Genomic DNA, 23156 nt, shown 5'->3' on the forward strand with positions numbered 1-23156 from the left:
GGCCATTCTGCTGTGGGCGTAGTGGGTCAAAACCATGTTCGGCCAGACCACCCCAAGGGGTACCCTCACTCGGAGCATCGCCGGACAGAACCGGCCATTCCCCACAGGCGCCGACGCCGAGCACACTTCATCAGGAGGACATTCGTGGCCATCAACATCAACCTCGGCCCACGGCAGGATGTTGAACCCCTCACCCAGCCGATCCCGCGTACCTTCGTCGGGTTCGACCCCAAGATGAGTGATGAACAGCTGTGGAATGCCAACCGTGGCGCGTGGGAGCTGCCCGAGGAGGCCTTCCAGAAGCAGTTCGCCACCTTCAGCCATGACGGCACGATTCGCCTGGTGGCCGAGCTGGAGGGCATCGAGAACGTGGAGCAGGACGGCAAGAGCGTCCATGCCCTCATGGGTCGTCTGCTGCACCGCGGTGATCCGGTTCGGGATGCCCTGGTGGGCAAGGCCGTCGAGGACACCGAGTCGGAGATCGGCTTCATCGACACCACCGAACTGGACGAGATGAAGGCCGCCGAGCGTTATGCCCCCAGTGAGCGGAGCCGTCGTACCTTCCTGGTGCGGATGAATGCCGACCAGTGGTTCTGGAGCCCGGAGGACGAGGCCGAGATCATCACCCGCACCGGGGCGGGAGCGCCGGTGCGCGAGACCTGGCCCTCGGGTGGCCGCCAGCAGGGAATCGAGCCGGGCGACCGGATCTTCCTGGTGCGGGCCAAGGGCAGCAACTTCAGCGTGCGCGGCAGCGGTGTGGTCTCCAGCCGCGTCTACACCGGTGAGCACTGGGACGATCCGGCGCGCACCGCCAACTACATCGACATCGACTGGGACACCGTGCTCCCCGTCGAGGAGGGCATCTGCCGCGAGGACCTGCTCAAGAAGGTGCCCGGCTACGCGTGGAATCCCCAGAAGGGCGGCGTCGAGCTGCACGAGCCGATGGCCAGCCAGATGGAGGAGCTCTGGCAGGAGCACGTGGGCGTCGAGAACCCGGTGCCCGTGGTGCGCCCCACCGGTTGGGACTTCGACGATTCACGTCGTCGGGTGCTCAACGTCGCGGCCCGCGAGCGCGTCCTGCAGACCTTCGAGGCCGACGGCTGGGAGGTGGCCGAGACCAATGAGGAGCGCCCCTTCTGCGCCGTGGCCTACCGCGGTGAGGAGCTGTGCTACCTGTTCGCCAAGGGCGCCGAGACGGTGGGACGCCCGGTGCTGCTGACCGCCGACGAGGTGGAGCACATCAAGGCCCATCCCGAGGACTGCGCCCTGGGCCTGCTCACCGACGTCGAGTTCGAGCAGGGGAGCGTCGCCGACGAGAACTCGGGCATCTTCACCGTCTCGAAGCTGACCGTCGACGAGGACAGCTTCACCCCGGTGCTGTACAGCTACGAGCTGCCCACCTCCGAGCTGCCCACCTCCGAGGAGTGACCAGTGCGGCGGACTGATCAGCTCCAGGGCTGACCCGCCGCAGCTGGTTCAAGCACGAGGTTCATGCACGAGGGTTCCGTCTCCGATCTGGGGACGGAACCCTCGTCGTCGTTGGGCCCCTGTGCCGGCCAGGGGCAGGTCAGGCCCCGGCGAAGGGATCCGGCAGGGCCAGGTAGATGGTCTCGAGGTATTCGTCGATGCCCTCACGACCTCCCTCGCGCCCCAGCCCCGAGTGCTTCACACCGCCGAAGGGAGCTGCCGCGCTGCTCAGGACGCCCTGGTTGACGCCGATCATCCCCACCTGCAACTGCTCCGCTATCCGCAGCACCCGGGCCGTGTCGCGGGTGAAGACGTAGCCGGCCAAGCCCATCTGGGAGTCATTGGCCACCTCGAGGGCCTCCTGTTCGCTGCCGAAGGTGGTGATGACCGCAACCGGGCCAAAGATCTCCTCCTGCAGGATCGCGGCCTCGCGGGGAACGTCGGTGAGCACGGTGGGGCGGTAGAAGTGCCCCTGCCCCGGCACCCGTTCACCGCCGGTGAGCACTCGGGCGCCCTCGTCGACGGCCCCCTTCACCAGCGCATCGATGCCCTCGACCGCGTCCTCGGAGATCATCGGGCCGATGTCGGTGCCCGGCTCCAGGCCGTCGCCCACGCTCAGCGACGCGAATGTCTCGGCCAGCCGCCGGGCGAAGTCGTCGGCCACCGATTCGTGCACCAGCATCCGGTTGGCGGCGGTGCAGGCCTCGCCCATGTTGCGCAGCTTGGCCTGCCGCGCACCCTTCACGGCCACGTCGAGGTCTGCGTCCTCGAAGACCAGCAGGGGTGCATTGCCACCCAGTTCCATGGAGGTGCGCAGCACCTGGTCGGCCGCCTGCTTCAACAGCGTCTGGCCCACCGGGGTGGAGCCGGTGAAGGAGAGCTTCCGCAGGCGCGGATCGCCGATCAGCTCGTCGGTCACGTCGTGCTTGCTGCTGGTGACCACGTTCACCACTCCCGCCGGCAGGCCACAGTCGGCCAGCACCTTGGCGAACAACAGGGAGGTGAGCGGGGTCTGCGTGGCGGGCCGCAGCACCACGGTGCAGCCAGCTGCCAGGGCCGGGGCGATCTTGCGGGTGGCCATCGCCAGCGGGAAGTTCCACGGCGTGATGAACAGGCACGGCCCCACTGGGCGTCGAGTCACCAGCTGGCGCATCCCACCCTCGGGGGAGGGGTTGTAACGGCCCGAGATGCGGGAGGCCTCCTCGCTGAACCAGCGCAGGTACTCGGCGCCGTAGGCCACCTCGCCGCGGGCCTCGGCCAGCGGCTTGCCCATCTCCATCGTCATCAGCCGGGCGAAGTCGTCGGTGCGCTCGGTCACTGCCTCGAAGGCGCGCCGCAACAGTTCGGCGCGTTCCCGGGCCGGGGTGCGGGCCCAGCCGTCCTGTGCCTGGACCGCCGCGTCGAGGGCGGCCCGGCCCTGGCTCACGTCGCAGTCGGCGATGCTGGCGAGCACCTGCCCGGTGGCCGGGTTGGTCACCTCGATGCTGCCCCGTCGACCGTCGACCCATTGACCGCCGACGAGGCACTGGCCCGGCAGGTCCTGGGGGAGTGTGTGGTTGCTCATGCCTCGAGTCTGTCACCGGGCAGGGGTGCAGAACCAGTGTCTGGAAGCCAGGCCATCAGGAAGGATGAGGGAGGGGTGTCATCCTGTTGCAGGCTGAGACGGACGAAGTCCCGGTCCACTTCCACTTGGCTGGAGGGGCTGTCCAGGAGGGAGCTCCACCGGCTCCACTGGGCCGGGGCGGCCTCCAGCACGACGGCGCTGGCCACCTCATGCCGGGCACTGAGCGTCACCACCTGGCCGTCGTGCTGGGGCGGTCCGAGCACCTCGAGCAGGGTGGCGGCGGCGCGCAGCGCCCGCGGGTCATCGTCGCTGGTCAGCAAGGTCTGGATGGCCCAGCCCTGCTCACGTCGCAAGGCCAGGATGGCAAGCAGCGGACCCTGGCCGGGGCCCAGGCGCAGCTCGTCGCGCAGGCCCACCTCGAGCTGCAGGGCGGCGTCGCGCACCTGCGGATCACCCGGGTCCTGTCGGTGCTCGGCGACGTCGCGCAGCAAGGGCAGCGCCTCCTTGGTCACCCGGTTCGACCAGAAGTGGTCCAACCTGTTGTCCACCTGCAGGCGGGCGGTCGCGGCACGCAGCCGGCTGGTCAGCCGGGCCTGCGCCTCCTCGTCGGCGGTGGTGCGCCGCGCCACCGCCAGCGCGGCCAGAGCTGAGCCGAGCAGACTGAGGGTACTGGTCAGGGTGCTGCCGTAGCGCAGCCAGTGCTCGTTGAGGCCGTAGCGCACCTCGATGGCGCCCAGCACCGCGGCGTACCAGACCACGGTCACCACCACGCCGCGCCCCACGCTGCCGGACAGGGCCACCTGTTGCACCAGCGCGGTGCCCAACCAGGCAGTCCAGAGCAGGAAGACGGTGGTGGGGGTCTGCGGTGCCACCGCCAGGTTCACCACCCAGCCGACGAGGATCGCTGCCATCACCAGCGCCGCTCCACGATCCCCGATTGGGCGTCGGTGCAATTGTGCGGTCAGGAAGAAGCCGAAGCCGGCCATCACCAGGCCATTGGCCAGTGCCAGGAGGGGCCGGGTGGTGTGCGGGAACATGGTGAAGGACATGATGACCCCGGCCAGCATCCCCGGCACGGCGGATCGCGCCAGGGCAGTGCGCACCTTGTCAGTGGGCTGTTCCCGCAACGCCAGGCTGCTGCTGTGGGGGTCTCGGGGCCAGCTGAGCACCACCTCGGTGCCTTGGCCGGGAGCGGAGCGAACCTGCGCCTGGCCACCGATGTCGTCCAGGCGTTGCACCACTGAGCGGCGCACCCCCAAGCGGCCGTCGGGCAAGGTTCGCGGGTCGAAGCCCTCGCCGTCGTCGAGGATGCTCACCCGGCACTGCGGGCCCTGCTGGGAGACCACCACCTGGCAGTTGCGGGCACCCGAGTGGCGGATCACATTGCGTAGGGCCTCGTGGGCTGCCGCGGTGAGGCTCTCCGCGGCTGCGGTGGGAATCGGATCGCTGCGGCCGAGCAGTTGGGCGCCGGAGCGCACCAGGGCGGCGTCGTGGCGCAGCAGGTCTTCCACCTGGACGCTTTCGCTGCGGCGCTGGGGCAGGGCCAGCGCCTCGACGGCATCGCGGCATTCCAGCCGGACCATGTCGTCGTCGATCGTCCGCGAGGGGCTGTTCAACGCATGGAGTGCGTGCAGGACGTGGTCGTGCAGCAGCCGCGCGGTCTCGCGGCGGGCACGCACCTGTGCCTGCTGCTCGGCCAGCCGCACCTGCGCTCGGTCCTTCACCACGGCAGCCTTCTGCTGGTCCTCCACCAGGCTCATCAGCCCGTCCCCGAAGAGCAGCACGCTCAGCAGCGGTGGCCACATGAGAACCACGGGCCCGATCTGCAGCGCGCTGACCGGCAACCAGCTCCACCAGGAGGCGAAGGCCTCGCTGGCGGCCAGCAGGACCACCAGCACCGCCGTTCCGTAGAGGTACCAGGCGCGGGGCAGGTTCACGATCGCGGCTGCCACCAGGGGGATGGCCCAGTGGCCGGGTGACCACAGGTCATTGGGCTGCAGGTCGAAACGCCAGTAGTTCATCATCGTCACGCCTGCCACCAGCAGCAGGGCCGTGACGCTCATCAGGCCGATGCCGGCTCGGTGCAACAGGCAGACGGCGGCCAGGACGAGGTAACCCAGCAGCAATCCGTAACCGATGCTCGGAACGGTGCCTGCCAGAGTCGGCTGCCCGAACATCGGGATGACGTTGTAGACCAGCACGCTCACCCAGGTGATCAGGCCCAGGGCGCGCAATCCGTTGGCCACGGCTTCGCGCATGCCGGATCCGACGCGTGGCGTCGGATGGGGAGTGTTTGCTACTGGCACGGGGGAAGCCTCTTGCTGCTTGCCGGGGTTGCTCGGGTCTGGCGGTGGCAGTTTCTCACGGCACGATGCGACACGCCTTGTCGAGCGGCACTCGCCGAGGCAATGACAGTTGCTCCTCAGCTGCGGAGCTGCGGGCGGGAAGTCCGGTCAGGAGCTGTTCGCCCACAGCCTGTTCGCCCACAGCTGTATTGGTCCCGCAAGGCCGTTCGGCGATGGCAGCGTGGAGGGCATGGACAAGACAGTCGCACCCTTCGAGTTCCTCGGCACCTGGGAGTCGCCGGTGGTCGCCACCGCGATCCACACCGGTCACGAGTTGCGCCCAGAGGTGGCCGACCTGATGGTGCTGGACGAGCAGGTTCGCCTGCGCGAGGAGGACCCCTTCACCCACCTCATCGCCCAGCTGGTGCCCGCCCGCGTCAACGTGAACCGCTCCCGCTTCGAGGTGGACCTCAACCGCGCTCCCGACAAGGCCGTCTACCGCACCCCGGACGACTGCTGGGGGCTGGAGGTCTGGCGCGGCGAGTCGCTGCCCGACGACGTGGTGCAGCGCTCCCTGGAGGTCCACGAGCAGTTCTACGCAGCGCTGGCCGAGCGCCTGGACGAGCTGGCCGAGCGCGGCCCCTTCGTGCTCTTCGACGTCCACTCCTACAACCACCGTCGCGACGGGGCCGATGCCGCTGCCTCGCCGCAAGAGGACAACCCCGACGTGAACGTCGGCACCGGCTCGCTCGACCGGGAGCAGTGGGGCGACGTGGTCGACGTGTTCAACCAGACCATGGCCCAGGCGCCGGTCAGCTGGGGCAGCCTCGACGTGCGTGAGAACGTCCGCTTCAAGGGTGCCCACCTGGCCCAGTGGGTGCATGATCGCTACCCGGGACGCGGCTGTGCGCTGGCCCTGGAGTTCAAGAAGATCTTCATGGACGAGTGGACGGGCGAACACGACGCCGAGCGGATCGCCGAGCTGTCCCAGGCGCTCGCCTCCACCATCGAGCCGATCACCGACGTGCTGCGTCGGCGCAGCTGAGGAGCGTGGCGATGACTGCGCAGAGCGAAGCCCCCCGGCTGGCCCCCGCCGACGCCCGGGTGGACGACGAGCTGGCACAGCTGTCGGAAACCTTGCGGTTCCTGCTGGACCTGACGCCCGTCGACGCCGCCGAGTGGCGGCGTCGCTGGGTGGGCGGTGACCACCGGGAACCCCGCTTCACCTACCGCGAGCCCTCCACCGACCCGGACGTGGTGCTGGCCACCCTGGACCGCATCGACTTGGATTCGGTGACCGATCCCACCGTCGCGGCCCTGTTGGAGCACAAGCACCGCGAGCTGCGCCTGCAGGCCGAACTGCTGCGCGCCCGCAACACCCCCGACTTCCTGCCCTTGGCGATCGAGCTCTTCGGCCCGGTCACCCCGGAACTGCGCGACATCGCCCGCGCCGTCCTGGACGAGGTGAGCGCCGAACCGGAGCCCTCCGATCCGGTCACCGCGGCCGAATTCCACGAGCTGGCCCAGGCCGAGATCGAGTGGTACAAGCAGCAGGACCCCGACGTGGTGATGCACGCGGAGCTGCGCGAGGACGTCAACGGCGTGCTGGTCAGCGGCGACTCCTTGCTGATCGGCGTCGACTCGGCGGTGCAGCGCCGTCGGGTGAATGCCCTGCTACAGCACGAGATCGGCACCCATCTGGTGACCCAGGTCAATGGTGCCGACCAGCCGGTGCGTTGTCTGGGCGCCGGCCTGGCCGGCTACGACGAGACCCAGGAGGGTCTGGCGGTGCTGGCCGAGATCGCCTGCGGGGAGCTGACCCGCACCCGCCTGCGGCAGCTGGCCGGACGGGTGCTGACCGTCGACGCGATGATCAACGGGGCCAGCTTCGCCGAATGCTGGCAGAAGTTGGTCAGCCGCGGCTTCAAGCGCGGCAGTGCCTTCACCACCGTCATGCGGGTCTTCCGCTCCGGTGGTTTCCCGAAGGACGCCTGCTACCTGCGTGGCCTGGTCGACCTGCTGGTGCACGTCGAGCAGGGCGGCCATCTGGACCTGTTCTACCTGGGCAAGTTCGCCCTGGAAGACCTGCCGCTGGTGGAGAAGCTCGACGAATCGGGCCTGCTGACCCCGGCCCGCATCACCCCGCACTACCTGGCCGACACGTCGGCCATCGACCGCCTGGAGCGCGCCGCCCAGTCTCCGCTGGCCGCGCTGGTGGCGGACTCGCCGTGACCCACGCGGCCCACCCATCCCAAGACCACTGACCCCTAGAACCACACAGGAGAAAGCATGAAGATCGGATTCGTCGTCAACGACATTGCCTCGGAGCAGGCGGGCTACACCACCACCCGGCTGGCCCTGACCGCCTCACAGTTGGGGCACGAGGTGGGTCTGATCGGCCTGGGTGACTTCAACTACCTGCCCGACGGCTCGCTGGGCGCCCTGGTGCATTCCAGCTCCGACAAGTCCTACCGTTCCCACAAGCGTTACCTGGAGGACCTGAAGAAGGACGAGGGCCAGCAGACGGCCTTGGGGGACTTCGACGTCATCATGCTGCGCTCGGACCCGGCCGCCGATCCGGAGCGTCCGTGGGCCAGCACGGCCGGCGTCGCCTTCGGCCAGTTGATCGCCTCCACCGGGGTGCTGGTGGTCAACGATCCGGCCACCCTGGCCACCGCCATGAGCAAGGCCTACTTCCAGCACTTCCCCGAGATCGTGCGGCCCAAGACGCTGATCAGCCGCGACGAGGGCCAGATCGCCGAGTTCGTGAAGGACCTGGGCGGTCAGGCGGTGCTCAAGCCGCTGCAGGGCTCCGGCGGGGCGGGCGTCTTCCTGGTGACCAAGGAGGAGTCGCCCAACCTGAACCAGATCATCGAGGCCATCGCCCGTGACGGTTACGTCGTGGCGCAGGAATACCTGCCGGCGGCCGCCGACGGCGACACCCGCCTGTTCGTGATGGACGGCAAGCCGCTCAAGGTGGACGGCAAGTACGCGGCCTTCCGACGCGTCAACGAGTCCTCGGACCTGCGTTCCAATGTCTCGGCCGGCGGCCACATCCGCGAGGCGGAGATCACCGACGAGATGCTCACCATGGTCGACATCATCCGGCCCAAGCTGGTCAGCGACGGGATGTTCCTGGTGGGGCTGGACATCGTCGGCGACAAGCTGATGGAGATCAACGTGTTCACCCCGGGTGGGCTGGGCAGCTCGCAGAACATCTACGACGTGGACTTCACGCCCAAGGTGATCGAGGCCCTGGAGCGCAAGGTGCGCATGCAGGCGCACTACCCGCAGGGCCTGCCCAACAAGACCCTGGCTGCCATGTGATCCAGGGTTTCAGGCGGCGTCCGGCGTGGCCGGGCGTCGCCGCTGGCCGCGCACGAACGCCACGATGCCGGCCACGGCCAGCAGCACCAGCACGATGGCCAGCGCGGGGTGCACCCGCCACAGTGTGACGAAGGCCCCCACCCCGATGAAGCCGGCGCTGGCATAGACCGTTGCCCAGATGATGCAGCCCAGCACCAGCGCGGGAAGGTAGCGACGCAGCGGCATCCGGGTGAAGCCGGCCACCAGGTTCACCATGGTCTGCACCCCGACGGTCAGGAAGCTCAGCGTGATGGCGGGAGCTCCCCACCGGTTGAGCTTGTCCTCGGCGGCGACGAAGCCCGGCCGGTTGGCCAGGGTGGCGTTGCGGGTCTCACTGCCCCGACGCAGCAGCCTCCCCACCAGGTAGGTGGCGGAGGCGCGGAAGAAGACGATCACGAATAGGGCGCCGGCCACGACGGCGAAGGGCGCATTCCAGCTGAGCGGATTCCACCAGGCACTTTGCAGGGGCACCACTCCACCCTACGCGCCGCGACGGTGGGCGCCGGGCCGGGTTCACAGCTGCAGCTGGGCGGGGCCCTCCTGCGGCGGTTCCGGTGCCGCACGCCGGGGCCCGAACCCGCGGCCCAGCGGCAGCACGATGCGGGCGAACTCCTCGTCGGTCTCCACCTGGCTGAAACTCGACTGCCATCGTTCGTACTGCTTGCGGCTGGGAGAGAGAACCACCACCGAGATCTGGTCGGGGGCGGCGCTGACCGTCATGCGCTGCATCAGGTGACGGGGCGGGCCGATGTGGTCGAGCATCAGGGCGGCCGCCTCCACCTGTGTGCGGTCATTGCCCTGGTTGAGCGTCGAGACCAGCAGCCAGCCCTCCTCGCGGCGTGCGGCCAGCGCGGTCAGCAGGTGGTGGGCGTTGGGGCCCAGCACCAGTTCGTCGCGAAGGGTCGCCTCGATCAGTTCGGCTTGGCGACGCAATTCCGGCTCGCTGGAGTGACGACGCCCCTCGGCCACGTCGCGCAGCAGGGGGAGGGCGTCACCCGTGACCCGGCGCGACCAGTACTGGTCCAGGTGGTGGCGTGCGCTGAGGCGGTTGGACTCGCGGCGCATCGTCAGTTCGATGTGGCGCTGCGTGGCGTCGCGCTCGGCGATGCGCTGCGCGGAGTGGTAGGCGATCAGCCCGACGGTGGCCTCGCCCAGACCCACCGAGATGACCGGATGCAGGTTCTCCCACGGAAGCTGCCAGCCGAAGCGGGCCACCAGCAGCAGCACCATGGCGGCGAACCAGCCTGCCATCGCCGCCACGGCAGTGCGTAGACGCACCTGCAGCACCACCAGCTGCAACAGGGAGGTGCAACCCCAGGCCAGCCACAGGTAGTGCACGGTGTCGGTGTCGTCGGGGGCGCACAGCAACTGCACCGCCCAGGAGCCGATGGCGACGAAGAGCAGGACCCCCGCATCACGTTCGGTCAGGGGGCGTCGGTGCAGGCGACGGATGCTCAGCACACCCGTGACCAGCACCGCGATGGTCGCCAGCAGGGCGGGCCAGCGGGGATTGGCCAGGGGAAGCAGCATGATGGTCAGGATCGGCACCTGCGCCAGGTTGGGCCATGCCATGCGGGTGAGGACCTGGCGGGCACGGGCCTGCGCGTCCCCGGAGTCCAGCCGTGCCGGCTCCTCGGGAGCGGGCCAGACCAGCTCCACCGTGGTGCCGCGCCCCGGGCGGGAGGTGATGGTGGCACGGCCTCCCACCTCGCGCAGCCGATCGCCGATCGAGCGACGCACGCCCAACCGGCCGCGTGGGATCTGGTCGGGGTCGAAACCGCGACCGTTGTCGAGGATCGTGCAGGTCCACTGCTGCGAGTCGTGGTTGAGTTCGACGGTGCAGTCGCTGGCGTGGGCATGCGAGGTGACATTGCCGAGGGCCTCGTGGGTGGCGTCGGCGAGGGCGCGGGCCACGTGGTGGGGCAGCTTGGGGGCCTCTCCTAGCAGGGTGGCCCCGGCCGCGGCCAGTGCCGGATCGGCGCGCACCATCTCTGCCAGGTCGACGGCCTGGTCGTCGTCGTGGTGCAGGTGGACGCTGAGCGCCTCCACGGCGGATCGGCATTCCTCTGCTGCCATCTGGGGCGGCAGGTTGCCGTCGCGGCTCAGCGCGTGCAGGGCGTGCAGGACATGGTCGTGCAGCAGCCGGGCCGCTTCACGCTTGCCCTCCGTCTGCGCGGTGATGGTGTCGTGCTCCTGTTCGGCGGCCTGCCTGGTGGACGTGGCCGCGTCACTGCGTCGGGCCAGGTCGAGCAGACCGTCGCAGAACAGCAGCAGGATGGCGATGGGCACCACGATGCCCGGCACTGGTTGCAACGAGAACCGGTCGACCGGGGCCCCCACCAGGTACTGGACCACCACGTCGATCACCGGCAGGGTGGCGAAAATGCCGATGAGCAGTCTGAGGTAGTGGCGCCGCGGCAGGATGATGATGGCCATCGTGGCCCACGGCAGGGACCAGTAACCGGGAGCCCAGAAGTTCTCGGGGTAGATGGTCTGGCGTACCGGGATGATCAGCGCGATGCCGGTGAACAGTGGAATGGCGGTGGCCACCAGCACGTCGCGGGTGAGCCACCCCCGCAGCAGCACGACGAGCACCGCGAACCAGTGCAACAGCACCAGCGACAACCCGACGATCACCCCACTGGGATGGTTGATCTCCTGCCGGATGACGGTGAGCAGCGCCCCGGGCAGCAGCAGGGTCCATGCCCCCAGCGCGGTCAGCCGCAAACCGCGCAGGACGGCGGCCTCCATTGCCCCCGGAGTGCGTGGCGCAGATGCCCGTGTCGTACGCTCGGTCGGCGTCGTGGGCGGGGCCTCTCGCCCAGCCGCGACACCATCCATGATTCCTCCCACCACAGGTTCGGGGCGCCACGGATGGGCGCCCCGATCTTTCATCCAAGCCTGCCGGAGAGTCGAGGGCAATGGGGGGATCAGCGGTGCCCGAGCAGGCGGCGTGTCCCCGGGGTGTCGGTGGTCAGTCCCAGCCGCTGCCGGTGCAGCCGGATCGCGACGGTGAGCAGATCGGCGGTCTCCTCGCGGCTGCACCCCGCGACGACGGGGAGAGCCACGCCCTCGGCCAGATAGGGGCGGGTGATGCAGGTCAGCACGATCCCCTCCTGCTCGGCCCAGTCGTAACCCTCCGGTGTGAAGGTCACCACGATCCGACGACGGTGGTCGTCTCCGCCGCGGTCGTCCTTGCCGGAGTGCGCGCCACTGAGGTACTGCCAGGGCAGCACCCGGCCGTTCCGTTCGGCCAGACCTTCGGGCCTGATCCGGATCGTGCGGCGGATGTGCACCAGGCGGTGCGCGGCCCACGCCACCCCGACCAGGGTCAGGAGTGTGACGAAGCCCAGTCCCAGCCGTTGCCAACTGCTCTCCACCTCGAGGAACATGCCCAGCGCCAGGCTGAACAGGATGGCCTGCAGCAGCAGTTCACCGAGCACCCGCCACCCACTGCCCGGCAGGTCGACACAGGGGGAACCGTGGACAGCGTTGAGGTGCTTTTGAAGACGACTCATGACAGCTCGCGATCAGACGACTGGTGGCAGCCCGAGGTGGCTGCGGTGGGCTCGGATGGCGGCGGAGAGCACCTTGGCGGTCTGTTCGGTGGTGCAGCCCTTGATCAGGGGCATGGGGATGCCGCGCAGGTCACTGCGGTAGGTGGTGCGGCCGCGCAGGGTGCCGTGCTGGCGCAGCCACGCCTGGCCCTCATCGGTCAGGGAGAGGATGGCCAGTTCCTCGTTGGGGCCATTGACGTTGGGCTGCTCGGTGCGGAAGGCGCCGGCGATCAGGGGCCAGGGCATCGGTGGCGATCCGCTCCACGACAGGCCTTGGGGGCTGATCCGGTACAACCGCGGGGCACGTCCGAGGTTGACCAGGTTGGACACCGCCGCGACTGCCATCCCCGCCCCAAAGACCAGCGCCAGCAGACGCGTGGCCGTGGACTGGGCAGAGGCTGCGGTCGCCAACAGCAGCAGGGCGAGGACCGTCGCGGCCCCCGCCTTCCACAACAGCTGGGAGGTCTTGCCCGGCAGCTGGGCGGTGGGCTGCTGCTGGACCAGGCGGATCAGCTCGTCGGGCTTGCCCATGTGACTCCTGTGCTCGATGGGATCGACTTGATGGGATCGACTTGCTTGCGCATCCGGTTCATCGCAGGCTCCAGGGGGCGACGTCGGGTGGTAGCCCAAGGTGCTGGCGGTGCAGCCGGATGGCGACGGTGAGCAGCTCGGCCGTCTCTTGACGGCTGCATCCCCGAGCCTCGGGAATGGGGAAGCCCAGGGCCCGTTCGGGCTTGGCCACCTGGATGAGGGAAAGTCCCTGGGCGCGCGCCCAGGCGCGGCCCTCCGGGGTGGGGAGTGCGAGGACGCGCTTTCGGGTGGTGCCCTCGTAGCCTGAGGCTTCCTCGCCGTGGGTGGCGCCGGCCAGCATCTCCCAGCCGATCACCCGGTCATTGCGGGTTGAGAGGCCGTGCCGCGTGATCCGGATGGCCGGGCGGAGGGTGAGCAGCAGCCAGGAGCAGTAGACGACGCCCGCCAGCGGCAGCAGGGTGGCGAGCCCCAACAGGAGGAGCTTCCAAGGTCCGGGCTTGCCCATCACCATGGCCGCGACGAGAAAGACCACCATGGCGATCATCGGGAGCAGCTGGGCGCCTTCACGCCAGGTGCTGCCGGGGATGTCCACCTCCTCATGGCGGTGGATTGCGTCCAGGTGCTTGTGCAGTTGGCTCATGGGGCTCCTGGTTCAGGCGACGGACGGCAGGACGAGGTTGAGCGCGGTCCGCCGCCTGTTGGAGGCCAGGTCGACGGTCGTCGAGGTCTGGACGGCGATCAGATGGTACGGCGTGACCATGCCACCCACGTTAAGGGGAAGGCAGTTCGTCCGGATCGCGCGATTGCGCACCCCGGCGCTTTTCGAACGTGTCCTGGGCCGGTCTTCGCTCGATCCGGACGATCCATCTTCAGCAGATCGGCTGGAAGACGTCGGTGACGAGGTCTTCCGGGGCCGCCTGGTCCGGTGTCACCAGGTAGTGGTTGAACGGCTTGGCTGCCAGCGTCCCGTCGCTGCGCAGGGCGAGGCCGTCGGCGACCAGCCGGCTGTTGATCCGGTCGTGGGCGGTGGTGATCTGGTCATAGGGCCCGGCGACGTGCGCGACCAGGCAGTCGCGTTCCGGCAGCTCGAGGACCTGCAAGGGGGCGGTGGTCGTGGTGCCCGGCGCGACGGGGAAGAAGACCGACAGCTCGACGTCGTGTTCGGTGTACTCTTCGCAGTGCTCGATGACCCCGCACGGGCCGATCGGGGTGATGCCCTGGGCCTGCAGCAGCGGGAAGAACTGCTGCCACAGCTGGCCCTCGTCGGAGTAGGTGGGTACGACGCCGTGCAGGGCGACGAGGGTCTGGGCGGGCACGGTGGTGCGTTCGACGGTGATGGACATGCTGGGCTCTCCTTGGCTGAGAAGTGTGGTGATCAGGGCCAGCCGGGTCTGGGCGGCGCGCTGTTCGGCGACGAGGGTCTGGCGCTGCAGTTCCAACGCACTGGCCCAGGCCGACGTCCCGCGGGCGGCGAGGAGGGCTGAGATGGCGGAGACGCCGAAGCCGACGTCGCGCAGGTTGCGGATGTCCGCGGCATCCCGCAGCTGCTCCGGGGAGTAGCGGCGGTATCCCGTCCACGCGTCGACGTCCGCGGGCACCAGGACACCGTGGGTGTCGTAGTGGCGCAGCATCCGTACGGACAGGCGGGTCAGCGAACTGAACTCCCCGATCGTCATGAGCTTCGTGGTCTCGACCATGGCTCCACTGTGGGCCCTGACACGGTGGCAGGGTCAAGGGCTGGCTCAGGGCTTCGCCTACAGTGGGCGCATGAGCGTTGCGGAGGTGGTGGAGCAGTTGCGCGCTGACAAGGCGTCGGGCGTGTTGGCCCAGCTGTGCGACGAACATGGCGTCGAACTCCTCACGCTCTTTGGCAGTGCACGGCTCGATCCGGAAACTGCCCATGACGTGGATGTCGCCTACCAGTTCCGTCCGGGGGCGCCGCGTGACGATCTGGCCGTGGTGAACGCCCTGGGGGAACGCTACGGAGACCTGCTGGACATCATGCCGCTGGACCGCGCGGGGGAGGTGGCTCGTTACGCCGCCCTGGGGCCCGCCGACGTGCTGGTGGAGTTGGATGGTGGGGTTTTCGCACGCTCCCAGATGAGGGCATTTCGTGACTACTGCGACACGCAACGCTTCCGTGACCTGATGGTGGAGGTGATGGCCCGATGAGTCCGGATGACCTGACGAGTGCACTCGAAAACGGACTCAGGGCCCTGGACCCTGCGGGAGCCGGTCCGTCGGCGCCGGCTGACGAGTATGCGCCGGAGGCGGTGGAGATTGGGCGACGGCTGCCCGAAGCCACTTGCGTCGGCGAGGTGCAGGAGCTGATCCACCACGTGATGGTGAGCTCCTTCTCACCCGTCAACGTGGGCGGCGCGAGCCAGTATCGGGAGCTGGCCGAGACGCTCTGGAATCGCTGATCGGGCGTCAGCGGCGCGACGTCCTCCTGCCCAGCATCAACCCGGCGACGAGGCTGGCACCCCAGATCACGAACAGCGGATCCCACAGCCAGGCGTGGCCGATCATCGCCATCCGGTCGTAGCCCGGGCCGCCCACCAGGCCGGCCAGCACCAGGTTGCAGACGACGGTGTTCACCCCGCCCCACGCGATCAGGATGACGGCGCCCAACCAACAGACCGTCCGTGCCCACCGGCGGTTGAGCAGGCCGAATGTGGTCAGGGCGACGGGGAAGAGTGCGAAGCCCGCCTTGACCAGGGCGACGGGGATCAGGAGCCAGCGTCGGCCCTCGAAGGCCTGGACCAGTTCGGTGCCGATGGTGCTGAGTAGCCAGTTCCCGCCGAGTGCCCAGTAGAGGCTCAATCCGGCGTGGACAAGCCCCGCGAGGGCGGCGATGATCAGGAGCGGGTGGATGCGGCGGGGTGTCGTCTGCACCGCTCCAGTCTTCTTGTGGGGCTGGCCGAGCGCATCAGGGGAACCACCCGGATGGCCCCGATGAAGGAGCAGAAGTGGTCAACAGCCAGACCTTGAGCGAAGCGGACCGGCGGCTGCTGGCCTTGTGGGCGGCCGATTGCGCTTCGCGCGTCGTGTCGCTCGTCGACGGTGACGCGGAGTGCCTCGACACCATCACCGACGCCGTGGAGCGCGCCCGAGCCTTCGGAAATGGTGAGAGCACCGCCGCGGCCGAGATCAAGCTGCGGATGCGGGCGGTGAAGGCAGCGGGCAAGGCCGATTCCCCGGCCGGTGCAGCTGCCGCTCGGTCCGTCGCCCAAGCGGCAGCGGTGGCGCACATGGGCGCCCATGCGTTGGGAGCCGCCGCTTACGCCGCGAAAGCGGTGTCGCTGAGCCGCGGTGTGGATGCCGTTGATGACGAGATAGCCTGGCAGATCTCCCACCTGAGCTCCGACCAGCGTCGGGCGCTGGCGCAACTGCCCGAAGTTGGCTGTGACGAGCCGGGGCCGCTGGGGTCGGGCCTGCTGAGCCGCGGCTTCCTCGGCGAAGCGGTGCGATGCCTCCAGGGGGCAGTCGCGGGGGAGTGACACTCCCGCGAGCGCTTGGCTCGACGGGCGGCCTGGGCTCGTCTGGCTGGTGCCATCATGCCCGCCCTGCGTCGCGACGGGGAATGTGGTCTATTTGGGGTGTTCGCTGGCTCGTGGCAGACGGCGCCCCCCGGTCCCTTCCGGAGAGGGTAGACGCCAGTGCCGAGCTGGGTGGCCATCTTCCGAGAAAGAACCTCATTGTCGCTCACCACACATTTCGCATCGCTTCTACCGAATCGTGACGATGTCACAGAGGTGCGCCAGCACTGGAAGGGCGACATTCTGGCCGGCATCACCACCGGCATCGTGGCTCTGCCCCTCGCCCTGGCCTTCGGTGTTGCTTCCGGCATCGGCGCAACCGCAGGTCTGATCACCGCGATCGTCGCCGGAATTGCCGCCGCAATCTTCGGCGGCTCCCGATTCCAGGTTTCCGGCCCCACCGGGGCGATGGTCGTGATCCTCGCGCCTCTCGTTGCCCAGCACGGCCTCGCCGTCATCCCGCTGTTGTCGATTCTCGCGGGCCTCATCCTGGTCGCCGGTGCTCTTGCCGGAGTTGGTCGGGCAGTCTCGCTCATTCCTTGGCCCGTCATCGAGGGCTTCACTGCCGGCATCGGTTTGATCCTGATCCTGCAGCAGATTCCGAACGCTCTCGGTGTGGAAGCTGAGGTGGGAGCCAACACCCTTGCCGCCGGCATTGACGCGATCGTCCAGGCTGACTACCCGAGTGCCCTCATCCCACTGGGAGTCGCCCTTGGCACCGCACTTCTCATCGTCGTCTTCGACAAGATTTCACCCCAGTTCCCCGGCACTCTTGCCGCCATCGTCATCGCCACTCTCGGCGTCATGGCCGCGAAATTCCAGATTGCAAACATCGGCGAGATCCCGGACTCGCTCCCCGCTCCGACTCTGCCCGCCTTCAGCACCGACCTGCTCATGGCACTCGTGCCTGGCGCCATTTCCATCGCACTTCTCGCCGGTATCGAGTCCCTCCTCTCGGCGCGAGTGGCAGCCGGCATGGTCCGCGGAGGTACCTACCACCCCGACCGTGAACTCTTCGGTCAAGGCATCGCCAACGCCGCTTCCGGAATGTTCGGCGGCATGCCCGCGACGGGCGCCATCGTGCGCACGGCCGTCAACATCCGTGCCGGCGGACGCTCCCGCCTTTCTCCGATCGTGCACGCGCTGCTGCTCATGCTCATCGTCTACGCGGCATCCGACGTCGTTTCGGTCATCCCGATGGCCGCCCTCGCCGGGGTCCTCTTCGTCACCGCTGGCCGCATGATTCCCTGGGAGGCGATGAGTCAGATTCTGCGCTCGACGCGCGCGGATGCCCTGATCTTCATCCTGGCTGCGATCGTCACGGTGGTCTTCGACCTCATCTGGGCGATTCTGCTGGGTGTGGTCATCGCAGTCATCGTCATGATGCGCCACTTCGCCCGCCTGTCCGGCATTCATCGCGAAGGTCCCGTGGAGGATCCCCGCATTCGCATTCTGCGGATCGACGGCGCGATGTTCTTCGGGGTTGCCGACCGCATCAGCCACGAAATCACCCGCCTCGATGCCGTTCGTGTTGTGATCCTGCGCCTGTCACGCGTGGGCATCATGGATGCCACGGGTGCGAAGGTTCTCTCCGAAATCGTCACCGCCCTGCGGCAGGCCGACAACCACGTCCTGCTCGTCGGCCTGCGCGAGCAGCACGAGGCACTGACCAACGTGCTCGGACTTCCGCAGGCGATGGACGCGCCTGATCGATTCTTCGACTCGATGGACGAGGCTCTGGTTGCGGCCGAGCAGATCGTTGCCGAAGACGAGCGTGAGCTCGAGGAAGAGCTCCGGCGACAGGCGCTCGCCGAGGCCTCTGGGGCGCCTGATGCCACCGTCTCGACTTCCGCGTCTGGAAAGTTCGGAAGTCAGCTTGCTGCACGGGTCAACAGGATGCGTGGGCGCGGCTAGTTGACTCTTGTCACGACGCTGTGGACGCGAAACGCCCTCGGGAGCCAGAAGCTCGCCGAGGGCGTTTTCCCCTTGTCAGGGATGGCGGAGGATACGGGATTTGAACCCGTGAGGGCGTGAACCCAACCCGCTTTCCAAGCGAGCGCCATAGGCCTCTAGGCGAATCCTCCGTGGGAGAGCGTACACGTTGGGTTCACCTCGCCGCCAATCGGCGGTCTGTTGTGGCTAGCTGTCGTGGATGATCTCGGCGTACAGGGTGCCTGGGGTGACCTCGTCGGCGTCGGGCGCGACGTGCTTGCGTCCGAAGAACCACGCCACGCCCAGGACCATGAACCACACCGGGGTGACCAGCAGGGCCTGCAGGGTGTCCTTCTCCTGGGTGAGCACCGCCAGGATGAACACGAAGAAGACCAGCACCACCTGCGGCATGAAGCGGGCCCCTGGCATCTTGAAGACGCTGTTGGCGTGCGCCTCGGGGTAGCGCTTCAGGTAGGTCATGTAGCTGAGCAGGATCAAGGTCCACACGAAGATGAACAGCACCGCGGAGATCGTCGTGACGATGGTGAAGGCGCCCATGATCGAGTCGTTGAGCATCAGCAGGATCGCGGTGAGGATCAGCGTCACCGAGACCACCAACCCTGCCACCGGAACCCCGTTGCCGGAGAGCTTGCCGAAGCGCTTGGGTGACATGCCGCGCTGGGCCAGCCCGTAGAGCATCCGTGAGGTGGAGTAGATGCCCGAATTGCAGGAGCTGGACGCCGAGGTCAGCACGACGAAGTTCATCACCGATGCGGCCGCGGCCAGACCCACCAGGCCGAACAGGTTCACGAATGGTGACATGGTGGGGTCCACCTCGTCCCAGGGCGTGACGCACATGATCGCGGCCAGGGCGAGCACGTAGAAGACGACCACTCGCACCGGGATCGAGTTGATCGCCTTGGGCAAGGTCTTGACCGGGTCCTTGGTCTCCGCAGAGGTGGTGCCCACCAGCTCGATGCCGACGAAGGCGAAGACCGCAATCTGGAAGGCCGCCAGGAAGCCCTTGAGGCCGGTGGGGAAGAAGCCGCCGTGGCTCCACAGGTTCGACAGTTGCGCCACCTGCCCACCGGGCGAGGTGAAGCGAGTGACGAGCATGAAGCCGGCGGCCAGGATCAGCACCACGATCGCGATCACCTTGATCAGGGCGAACCAGAACTCCAGCTCACCGAAGAGCCGCACGGTGAGCAGGTTGAGCCCCAGCAGCGCCAACATGACCGCCGCGGCCAGCGCCACCGACAGCGGCATGTCGTGCACCCAGTAGTCCCAGTAGCCGCTGATCGCCACCACGTCGGCCATGCCGGTCACCACCCAGCACATCCAGTAGGTCCAGCCGGAGAAGAAGCCGGCCCAGGGCCCGAGCATGTCGGTGCTGAAGTCCTGGAAGCTCTTGTAGTCCAGGTTGTGCAGCAGCAATTCGCCCATCGCGCGCATGACGAAGAAGAGCATCACGCCGATGATGGTGTACACCAGCAGCAGCGACGGCCCCGCGACGTGGACCGTCTTGCCGGAGCCCATGAACAGGCCCGTGCCGATGGCACCGCCGATGACGATCAGTTGGATGTGTCGATTGCTCAGGCTGCGCTGCAGGCCCTCGCTGTGCTCGGTGGTCTGGGTCATGACTTCCTTCTGCCCCTGGGAATCACGGTGGCCATGGCCAGCCGCTCGTCAAGCACATGCGTGGGTGACGCAGGCACGCTACTCCTGCCGGCAGCTGCCCGGAAGGCATCCGGAAATGTGGACGACGCGGCGTCGGGAGAGCCGGATTCGTGCTCGGAGGCAGACGGGCGGTAAGCTACTCCGCAAGGTCCCCGCGCGGCGGTACCTCGCCCAACTCCCCCAGGGTCGAAAGGCAGCAAGGGTAAGTGAGCTCTTCCGGGTGCGCGGGGGCCCCTTTGTGTCTCCAAGCGCGTGTGTGTCTCGAGGCGCGTGCCGTCGCGCGCCTGCCCTCGGAGCCAGGGGTCAGCGACGCCCCGGTTCGCGGCCGATGAGTCGCTCAATCTCGCGCCGATCCTTCTTGGTGGGACGCCCGGCACCCCGGTCGCGTCGCGCCACCGGCCCCGCCAGCAGGTATTCCGGCTTGGGCGGCGACTGGTCGATGTAGCAGGTCCGCGCCACCGGGGCCCCGACACGCTTGGCGATGGTCTGGGTCACCTCATACTTGCGCTCCCAGCCGGGTTCCTTGACCGTCACCACATCACCGGGCACCACCGAATGCGCCGGCTTCACCGGGCTGCCATTGAGGCGGACATGCCCACCGCTGACGGCCTTGTTGGCGGCGGAGCGGGTCTTGAACAGCCGCACCGACCACAGCCACACGTCGAGTCGGGTCATGCCCACAGACCCTAGCGCTGCCAGCCGCCGCGGCCGAGCAATCCCTTGGCGTCAGCCGCGCAGCAGGTCTCGACGCCGATGCAGCAGGATGGCAACGCCCAGGGCGCACGCCGTGGTCACGGCGATGGCCGCGGTGGCGACACGATCACCCGCTTCCAGTGGCACTTGGCCAATGAGTTGCAGCAGCGACAGGTCCTTGGCCCACTGCGGCAGACGCAAGGGTTCGCCCAGGATTCCCACCACCAGCGCCCATCCCAGCGGCAACCAGGCGAGCCAGCGCAACCGCGGCGCGAGGCCGACGAAGACCGCACCGATCCCCACCAACGCCAGGCAGGGCACGAGATTCCACGCCCCGGCGCGAAGGGCCCGCTCGAAGGCGTCGCGCTGGTCCAGCACGCTCCACTGCACCAGTCCGAGCACGGCAGCCGAGGCCAGAGTGATGACCAGGGTGCTCACCAGGGCCAACCCGGTGAAGGCCGCCCACCAACGCACACGTCCCTGCGTCGCGGACAGCAGGAGGCCATAGCGGCCGGATTCCTCCTCCTGACCCAAGCGCATCACCACTGTCAGCCCTGCTGCCGAGGCCATCGTGTTGGTCAACAGCAGCGCCATGATCGTGCCCAGCGACGATGCCTGCTCACCGAAGGCCTCGGCCAGGCTCGGGTTCGCGCGCATCACGTCGACGAATTCCTGCTGCATGGCACCGATCGCCGCAGCCCACACCACGGCGCCCAAGCCCCAGGCGAGGATGCCGCCGCGGCCCAGCCGCCATGCCAAGCCAAGCGGCCCCCGCAACCATGGCGAGGCGGTGGGGCGGCCCAGCTTCACCGGCAAGACACCGGAACCCAGATCGCGACGCAGGGCCAGGCCGACCCCGATCGTCGTGGCCAACAGGGCCGACGCGCCAAAGGCGGCCAGGGGCCACCAGACCCACTCGCCCCAGGGGCGTGACTCCGCAATCCATCCCAGCGGTGAGAGCCAGACCTGGTCCAACTGCCGCCCGTCGACGACCGCGCGCATGGTGAAGGTGGCCAGCGTTAGGGCGATTCCGCTTGTGAGGGCGGTGCGGGCGGTGGAGGCCAGCTGTGCCAGCACCAGTCCCACCGCGGAGGCCGACATTCCACAGGCGGTCAGGATTGCGGAGTAGCGGATGCTTCCCGCGGTGGGAAGGCCGACTGTCACCAGCCCTGCGGTCGTGAGGGCGGCGAACATCAGCCACGCGAGGGTGACGGTCACACTGGCGGCCAGCGGCACGGTGGCGCGGGAGATCCGCCCCGCGGTGACCAGTTCCATGATTCCGGTGTCCTCCAGGTGCCGCGTCAGTCGGATCGGCAGCAGCAGGCCGATCACGGGCAGCGCCAACTGCCCCATGAAACCCACCTCATAGGCGACGATTCCGCCGAGGGTCTCCAGATCGTGGCCCCGTCCGTTGAAGGTCGCAGCCGCGGGGGAGGAGCCCATCGTCTGCTGGTAGGTCAGGCGCTGTTCCGCGGTGGGGTACAGCTCCGCGATTCCGGCGGCGGTGGCGGTGACGACGACGGCCAGCAGCGCCGGGGTCAGCAGCAGGAGTCCGCGGTGGGTGCGCCACTGCAAGGCCATGACGCGGCCGAGTCCGGTGGTCATCGCTCGCTCCTGCCGTAGTGCTGCCAGAACAGCTCGTCCAGGCTGGCGGGGGTTACGGTGAGGGTGGCGGGGGTTAGCTCGGTGAGGCGACGCACCACCTGGGTCACGCAGCCGGGCTCGACGCTCATGGCCAGGTGCAGCCCGTCGCGGCTCAGCTCACGATCCTGCGCCCCGGGTAGCTCCAGGTCATGGGGTGGGGCTTGCTCGAAGCCCGCCTCGACGCGCACCCGGGCCTGTGAGCGCAGCCGGTCCAAGGAATCGGTCACGACGGTGCGGCCGGCCCGGATGATGGTGATCCGGTCACACAGTCTTTCCACCTCGGCCATGATGTGGCTGCTGAGCAGCACCGTGCGCCCCTCGTCGGCGATCTCCCTGATGGTCTGGATGAAGCGTTCCTCCATCACCGGGTCGAGCCCAGAGGTGGGTTCGTCCAACAGCAGCAATGGGGCTCGGGTGGACAGCGCCGCCACCAGCGCCACCTTCTGTCGATTCCCCTTGGAGTAGGTGGCGGCCTTGCGGCGGGGATCCAGCTCGAAGCGCTCCACCAGTTCGGCGCGGCGCTGCGGGTCTTGACTGCCCTGCAGTCTTCCCATCAGGTCGATGCATTCTCCGCCGGACAGGCTGGGCCACAACGCAGTGTCGCCCGGGACGTAGGCCAGGTGGGCGTGCAGTTCGGGTGCCTGCCGCCACGGGTCCTGCCCGAACAGCGTGAGGCGGCCGCCGTCGGTGCTGATCTGGCCGAGCACCGCGCGGATGGTGGTGGACTTCCCCGCGCCATTGGGCCCCAGGAAGCCGTGGACCTCGCCGCGCTGCACCGTGAGGTCCAGGCCGTCGAGGGCCCGGACGGCACCGAAGGACTTGGTGACACCGTCGGCGCGAATTGGATAGTCGCTTTCAATTGAGATGCGCTGTCTCATGGTGCAAGCGTAGGTTATTTGGG

Annotated in this window: 21 protein-coding genes, 1 tRNA gene and 1 other RNA gene; 9 read left to right on the forward strand and 14 right to left on the reverse strand. The window is 68.3% G+C overall.

Going from position 1 to position 23156, the window contains the following annotated elements; all coding sequences use genetic code 11:
• Window positions 1-144 precede the first annotated feature (144 nt).
• A complete protein-coding gene (locus ACOAMO_RS06595; RefSeq protein ID WP_420176790.1) occupies window positions 145-1428 on the forward strand; it encodes a hypothetical protein in 1284 nt (427 codons plus the stop codon).
• A gap of 139 nt (window positions 1429-1567) precedes the next feature.
• Here the strand turns inward: ACOAMO_RS06595 and ACOAMO_RS06600 are convergent, their stop codons facing one another.
• Both ACOAMO_RS06600 and ACOAMO_RS06605 read right to left on the reverse strand, forming a co-directional pair.
• Window positions 1568-3031, reverse strand: a complete 1464-nt coding sequence (locus tag ACOAMO_RS06600) for an NAD-dependent succinate-semialdehyde dehydrogenase (protein ID WP_420176791.1) — start codon at window positions 3029-3031, stop codon at window positions 1568-1570.
• Entirely contained in the window at window positions 3028-5289 is a 2262-nt protein-coding gene (locus ACOAMO_RS06605; protein WP_420176792.1) for a sensor histidine kinase, read from the reverse strand. The genes ACOAMO_RS06600 and ACOAMO_RS06605 overlap by 4 nt, the downstream gene beginning before the upstream one ends.
• A gap of 277 nt (window positions 5290-5566) precedes the next feature.
• Here ACOAMO_RS06605 and ACOAMO_RS06610 point away from each other — a divergent pair, with 277 nt between their 5' ends.
• The 3 genes from ACOAMO_RS06610 to ACOAMO_RS06620 are packed head-to-tail and all read left to right on the forward strand — an operon-like array spanning window position 5567 to window position 8643.
• Window positions 5567-6361: an N-formylglutamate amidohydrolase gene (locus ACOAMO_RS06610; protein WP_420176793.1), complete on the forward strand. Its 795-nt coding sequence runs from the start codon at window positions 5567-5569 to the stop codon at window positions 6359-6361.
• A gap of 11 nt (window positions 6362-6372) precedes the next feature.
• Window positions 6373-7548: a flavohemoglobin expression-modulating QEGLA motif protein gene (locus ACOAMO_RS06615; protein WP_420176794.1), complete on the forward strand. Its 1176-nt coding sequence runs from the start codon at window positions 6373-6375 to the stop codon at window positions 7546-7548.
• A 57-nt stretch (window positions 7549-7605) separates the two neighbouring features.
• The gene (locus ACOAMO_RS06620; RefSeq protein WP_420176795.1) at window positions 7606-8643 is read left to right on the forward strand and encodes a glutathione synthetase; all 1038 of its coding nucleotides are present in this window, start codon (window positions 7606-7608) and stop codon (window positions 8641-8643) included.
• Between the two features lie 9 nt (window positions 8644-8652).
• On the opposite strand, the gene ACOAMO_RS06625 is transcribed toward ACOAMO_RS06620, so the two are convergent.
• The 6 genes from ACOAMO_RS06625 to ACOAMO_RS06650 all read right to left on the reverse strand — a co-directional run bounded on the left by ACOAMO_RS06625 (window position 8653) and on the right by ACOAMO_RS06650 (window position 14467).
• Entirely contained in the window at window positions 8653-9153 is a 501-nt protein-coding gene (locus ACOAMO_RS06625) for a DedA family protein (RefSeq protein ID WP_420176796.1), read from the reverse strand.
• 42 nt (window positions 9154-9195) lie between these two features.
• Window positions 9196-11433, reverse strand: coding sequence for a sensor histidine kinase (locus ACOAMO_RS06630; protein ID WP_420176797.1), 2238 nt, complete (start codon window positions 11431-11433; stop codon window positions 9196-9198).
• Between the two features lie 179 nt (window positions 11434-11612).
• Window positions 11613-12200, reverse strand: a complete 588-nt coding sequence (locus ACOAMO_RS06635) for a hypothetical protein (RefSeq protein WP_420176798.1) — start codon at window positions 12198-12200, stop codon at window positions 11613-11615.
• A gap of 12 nt (window positions 12201-12212) precedes the next feature.
• Entirely contained in the window at window positions 12213-12770 is a 558-nt protein-coding gene (locus ACOAMO_RS06640; RefSeq protein ID WP_420176799.1) for a hypothetical protein, read from the reverse strand.
• A 58-nt stretch (window positions 12771-12828) separates the two neighbouring features.
• Window positions 12829-13410 carry a hypothetical protein gene (locus ACOAMO_RS06645; RefSeq protein ID WP_420176800.1) on the reverse strand — a complete coding sequence of 194 codons (582 nt, stop codon included), beginning with the start codon at window positions 13408-13410 and terminating at the stop codon, window positions 12829-12831.
• 229 nt (window positions 13411-13639) lie between these two features.
• On the reverse strand, window positions 13640-14467 hold the full coding sequence (locus ACOAMO_RS06650; RefSeq protein WP_420176801.1) for a MerR family transcriptional regulator: 828 nt from the start codon (window positions 14465-14467) through the stop codon (window positions 13640-13642).
• Between the two features lie 70 nt (window positions 14468-14537).
• Between ACOAMO_RS06650 and ACOAMO_RS06655 the strand changes: the two genes are divergently transcribed.
• Together ACOAMO_RS06655 and ACOAMO_RS06660 are read left to right on the forward strand one after the other, a co-directional pair.
• Window positions 14538-14942 (forward strand): hypothetical protein, encoded by a 405-nt coding sequence (locus tag ACOAMO_RS06655; protein ID WP_420176802.1) that lies wholly within the window; start codon window positions 14538-14540, stop codon window positions 14940-14942.
• Window positions 14939-15193: a hypothetical protein gene (locus tag ACOAMO_RS06660; RefSeq protein WP_420176803.1), complete on the forward strand. Its 255-nt coding sequence runs from the start codon at window positions 14939-14941 to the stop codon at window positions 15191-15193. The genes ACOAMO_RS06655 and ACOAMO_RS06660 overlap by 4 nt, the downstream gene beginning before the upstream one ends.
• Window positions 15194-15200: 7 nt before the next feature.
• Here ACOAMO_RS06660 and ACOAMO_RS06665 read toward each other — a convergent pair whose 3' ends face one another.
• Entirely contained in the window at window positions 15201-15665 is a 465-nt protein-coding gene (locus ACOAMO_RS06665; protein WP_420176804.1) for a DUF3995 domain-containing protein, read from the reverse strand.
• 74 nt (window positions 15666-15739) lie between these two features.
• Here ACOAMO_RS06665 and ACOAMO_RS06670 point away from each other — a divergent pair, with 74 nt between their 5' ends.
• Together ACOAMO_RS06670 and ACOAMO_RS06675 are read left to right on the forward strand one after the other, a co-directional pair.
• On the forward strand, window positions 15740-16270 hold the full coding sequence (locus tag ACOAMO_RS06670) for a putative immunity protein (protein ID WP_420176805.1): 531 nt from the start codon (window positions 15740-15742) through the stop codon (window positions 16268-16270).
• Between the two features lie 198 nt (window positions 16271-16468).
• Entirely contained in the window at window positions 16469-18223 is a 1755-nt protein-coding gene (locus ACOAMO_RS06675; protein WP_420176806.1) for a SulP family inorganic anion transporter, read from the forward strand.
• Between the two features lie 82 nt (window positions 18224-18305).
• On the opposite strand, the gene ACOAMO_RS06680 is transcribed toward ACOAMO_RS06675, so the two are convergent.
• Window positions 18306-18393, reverse strand: a tRNA-Ser gene (locus ACOAMO_RS06680).
• A gap of 55 nt (window positions 18394-18448) precedes the next feature.
• Entirely contained in the window at window positions 18449-19879 is a 1431-nt protein-coding gene (locus tag ACOAMO_RS06685) for an amino acid permease (protein WP_420176807.1), read from the reverse strand.
• Window positions 19880-20061: 182 nt separating this feature from the next.
• Here ACOAMO_RS06685 and ffs point away from each other — a divergent pair.
• Window positions 20062-20158: signal recognition particle sRNA small type (gene ffs / locus ACOAMO_RS06690), an RNA gene on the forward strand.
• Window positions 20159-20221: 63 nt separating this feature from the next.
• Here ffs and ACOAMO_RS06695 read toward each other — a convergent pair.
• Genes ACOAMO_RS06695 through ACOAMO_RS06705 form a run of 3 tightly spaced genes read right to left on the reverse strand, consistent with a single transcriptional unit; the run spans window position 20222 to window position 23133 of the window.
• Window positions 20222-20593, reverse strand: coding sequence for an RNA-binding S4 domain-containing protein (locus ACOAMO_RS06695; protein WP_420176808.1), 372 nt, complete (start codon window positions 20591-20593; stop codon window positions 20222-20224).
• Window positions 20594-20644: 51 nt separating this feature from the next.
• Entirely contained in the window at window positions 20645-22216 is a 1572-nt protein-coding gene (locus tag ACOAMO_RS06700; protein WP_420176809.1) for an ABC transporter permease, read from the reverse strand.
• Window positions 22213-23133 carry an ABC transporter ATP-binding protein gene (locus ACOAMO_RS06705; protein ID WP_420176810.1) on the reverse strand — a complete coding sequence of 307 codons (921 nt, stop codon included), beginning with the start codon at window positions 23131-23133 and terminating at the stop codon, window positions 22213-22215. Before ACOAMO_RS06705 ends, ACOAMO_RS06700 begins: the two co-directional genes overlap by 4 nt.
• Between the last annotated feature and the right edge of the window lie 23 nt (window positions 23134-23156).

Origin of the sequence: Luteococcus struthionis, from assembly GCF_048595755.1 — a bacterium.
Lineage (GTDB): Bacteria > Actinomycetota > Actinomycetes > Propionibacteriales > Propionibacteriaceae > Luteococcus.

Coding starts and splice junctions, on each gene's coding strand:
- ACOAMO_RS06600 (WP_420176791.1), bottom strand. CDS start 3,031: ATGAGCAACCACACACTCCCCCAGGACCTGCCGGGCCAGTGCCTCGTC.
- ACOAMO_RS06605 (WP_420176792.1), bottom strand. CDS start 5,289: ATGCGCGAAGCCGTGGCCAACGGATTGCGCGCCCTGGGCCTGATCACC.
- ACOAMO_RS06610 (WP_420176793.1), top strand. CDS start 5,567: ATGGACAAGACAGTCGCACCCTTCGAGTTCCTCGGCACCTGGGAGTCG.
- ACOAMO_RS06615 (WP_420176794.1), top strand. CDS start 6,373: ATGACTGCGCAGAGCGAAGCCCCCCGGCTGGCCCCCGCCGACGCCCGG.
- ACOAMO_RS06620 (WP_420176795.1), top strand. CDS start 7,606: ATGAAGATCGGATTCGTCGTCAACGACATTGCCTCGGAGCAGGCGGGC.
- ACOAMO_RS06630 (WP_420176797.1), bottom strand. CDS start 11,433: ATGGAGGCCGCCGTCCTGCGCGGTTTGCGGCTGACCGCGCTGGGGGCA.
- ACOAMO_RS06635 (WP_420176798.1), bottom strand. CDS start 12,200: ATGAGTCGTCTTCAAAAGCACCTCAACGCTGTCCACGGTTCCCCCTGT.
- ACOAMO_RS06640 (WP_420176799.1), bottom strand. CDS start 12,770: ATGGGCAAGCCCGACGAGCTGATCCGCCTGGTCCAGCAGCAGCCCACC.
- ACOAMO_RS06645 (WP_420176800.1), bottom strand. CDS start 13,410: ATGAGCCAACTGCACAAGCACCTGGACGCAATCCACCGCCATGAGGAG.
- ACOAMO_RS06650 (WP_420176801.1), bottom strand. CDS start 14,467: ATGGTCGAGACCACGAAGCTCATGACGATCGGGGAGTTCAGTTCGCTG.
- ACOAMO_RS06655 (WP_420176802.1), top strand. CDS start 14,538: ATGAGCGTTGCGGAGGTGGTGGAGCAGTTGCGCGCTGACAAGGCGTCG.
- ACOAMO_RS06660 (WP_420176803.1), top strand. CDS start 14,939: ATGAGTCCGGATGACCTGACGAGTGCACTCGAAAACGGACTCAGGGCC.
- ACOAMO_RS06685 (WP_420176807.1), bottom strand. CDS start 19,879: ATGACCCAGACCACCGAGCACAGCGAGGGCCTGCAGCGCAGCCTGAGC.
- ACOAMO_RS06695 (WP_420176808.1), bottom strand. CDS start 20,593: ATGACCCGACTCGACGTGTGGCTGTGGTCGGTGCGGCTGTTCAAGACC.
- ACOAMO_RS06700 (WP_420176809.1), bottom strand. CDS start 22,216: ATGACCACCGGACTCGGCCGCGTCATGGCCTTGCAGTGGCGCACCCAC.
- ACOAMO_RS06705 (WP_420176810.1), bottom strand. CDS start 23,133: ATGAGACAGCGCATCTCAATTGAAAGCGACTATCCAATTCGCGCCGAC.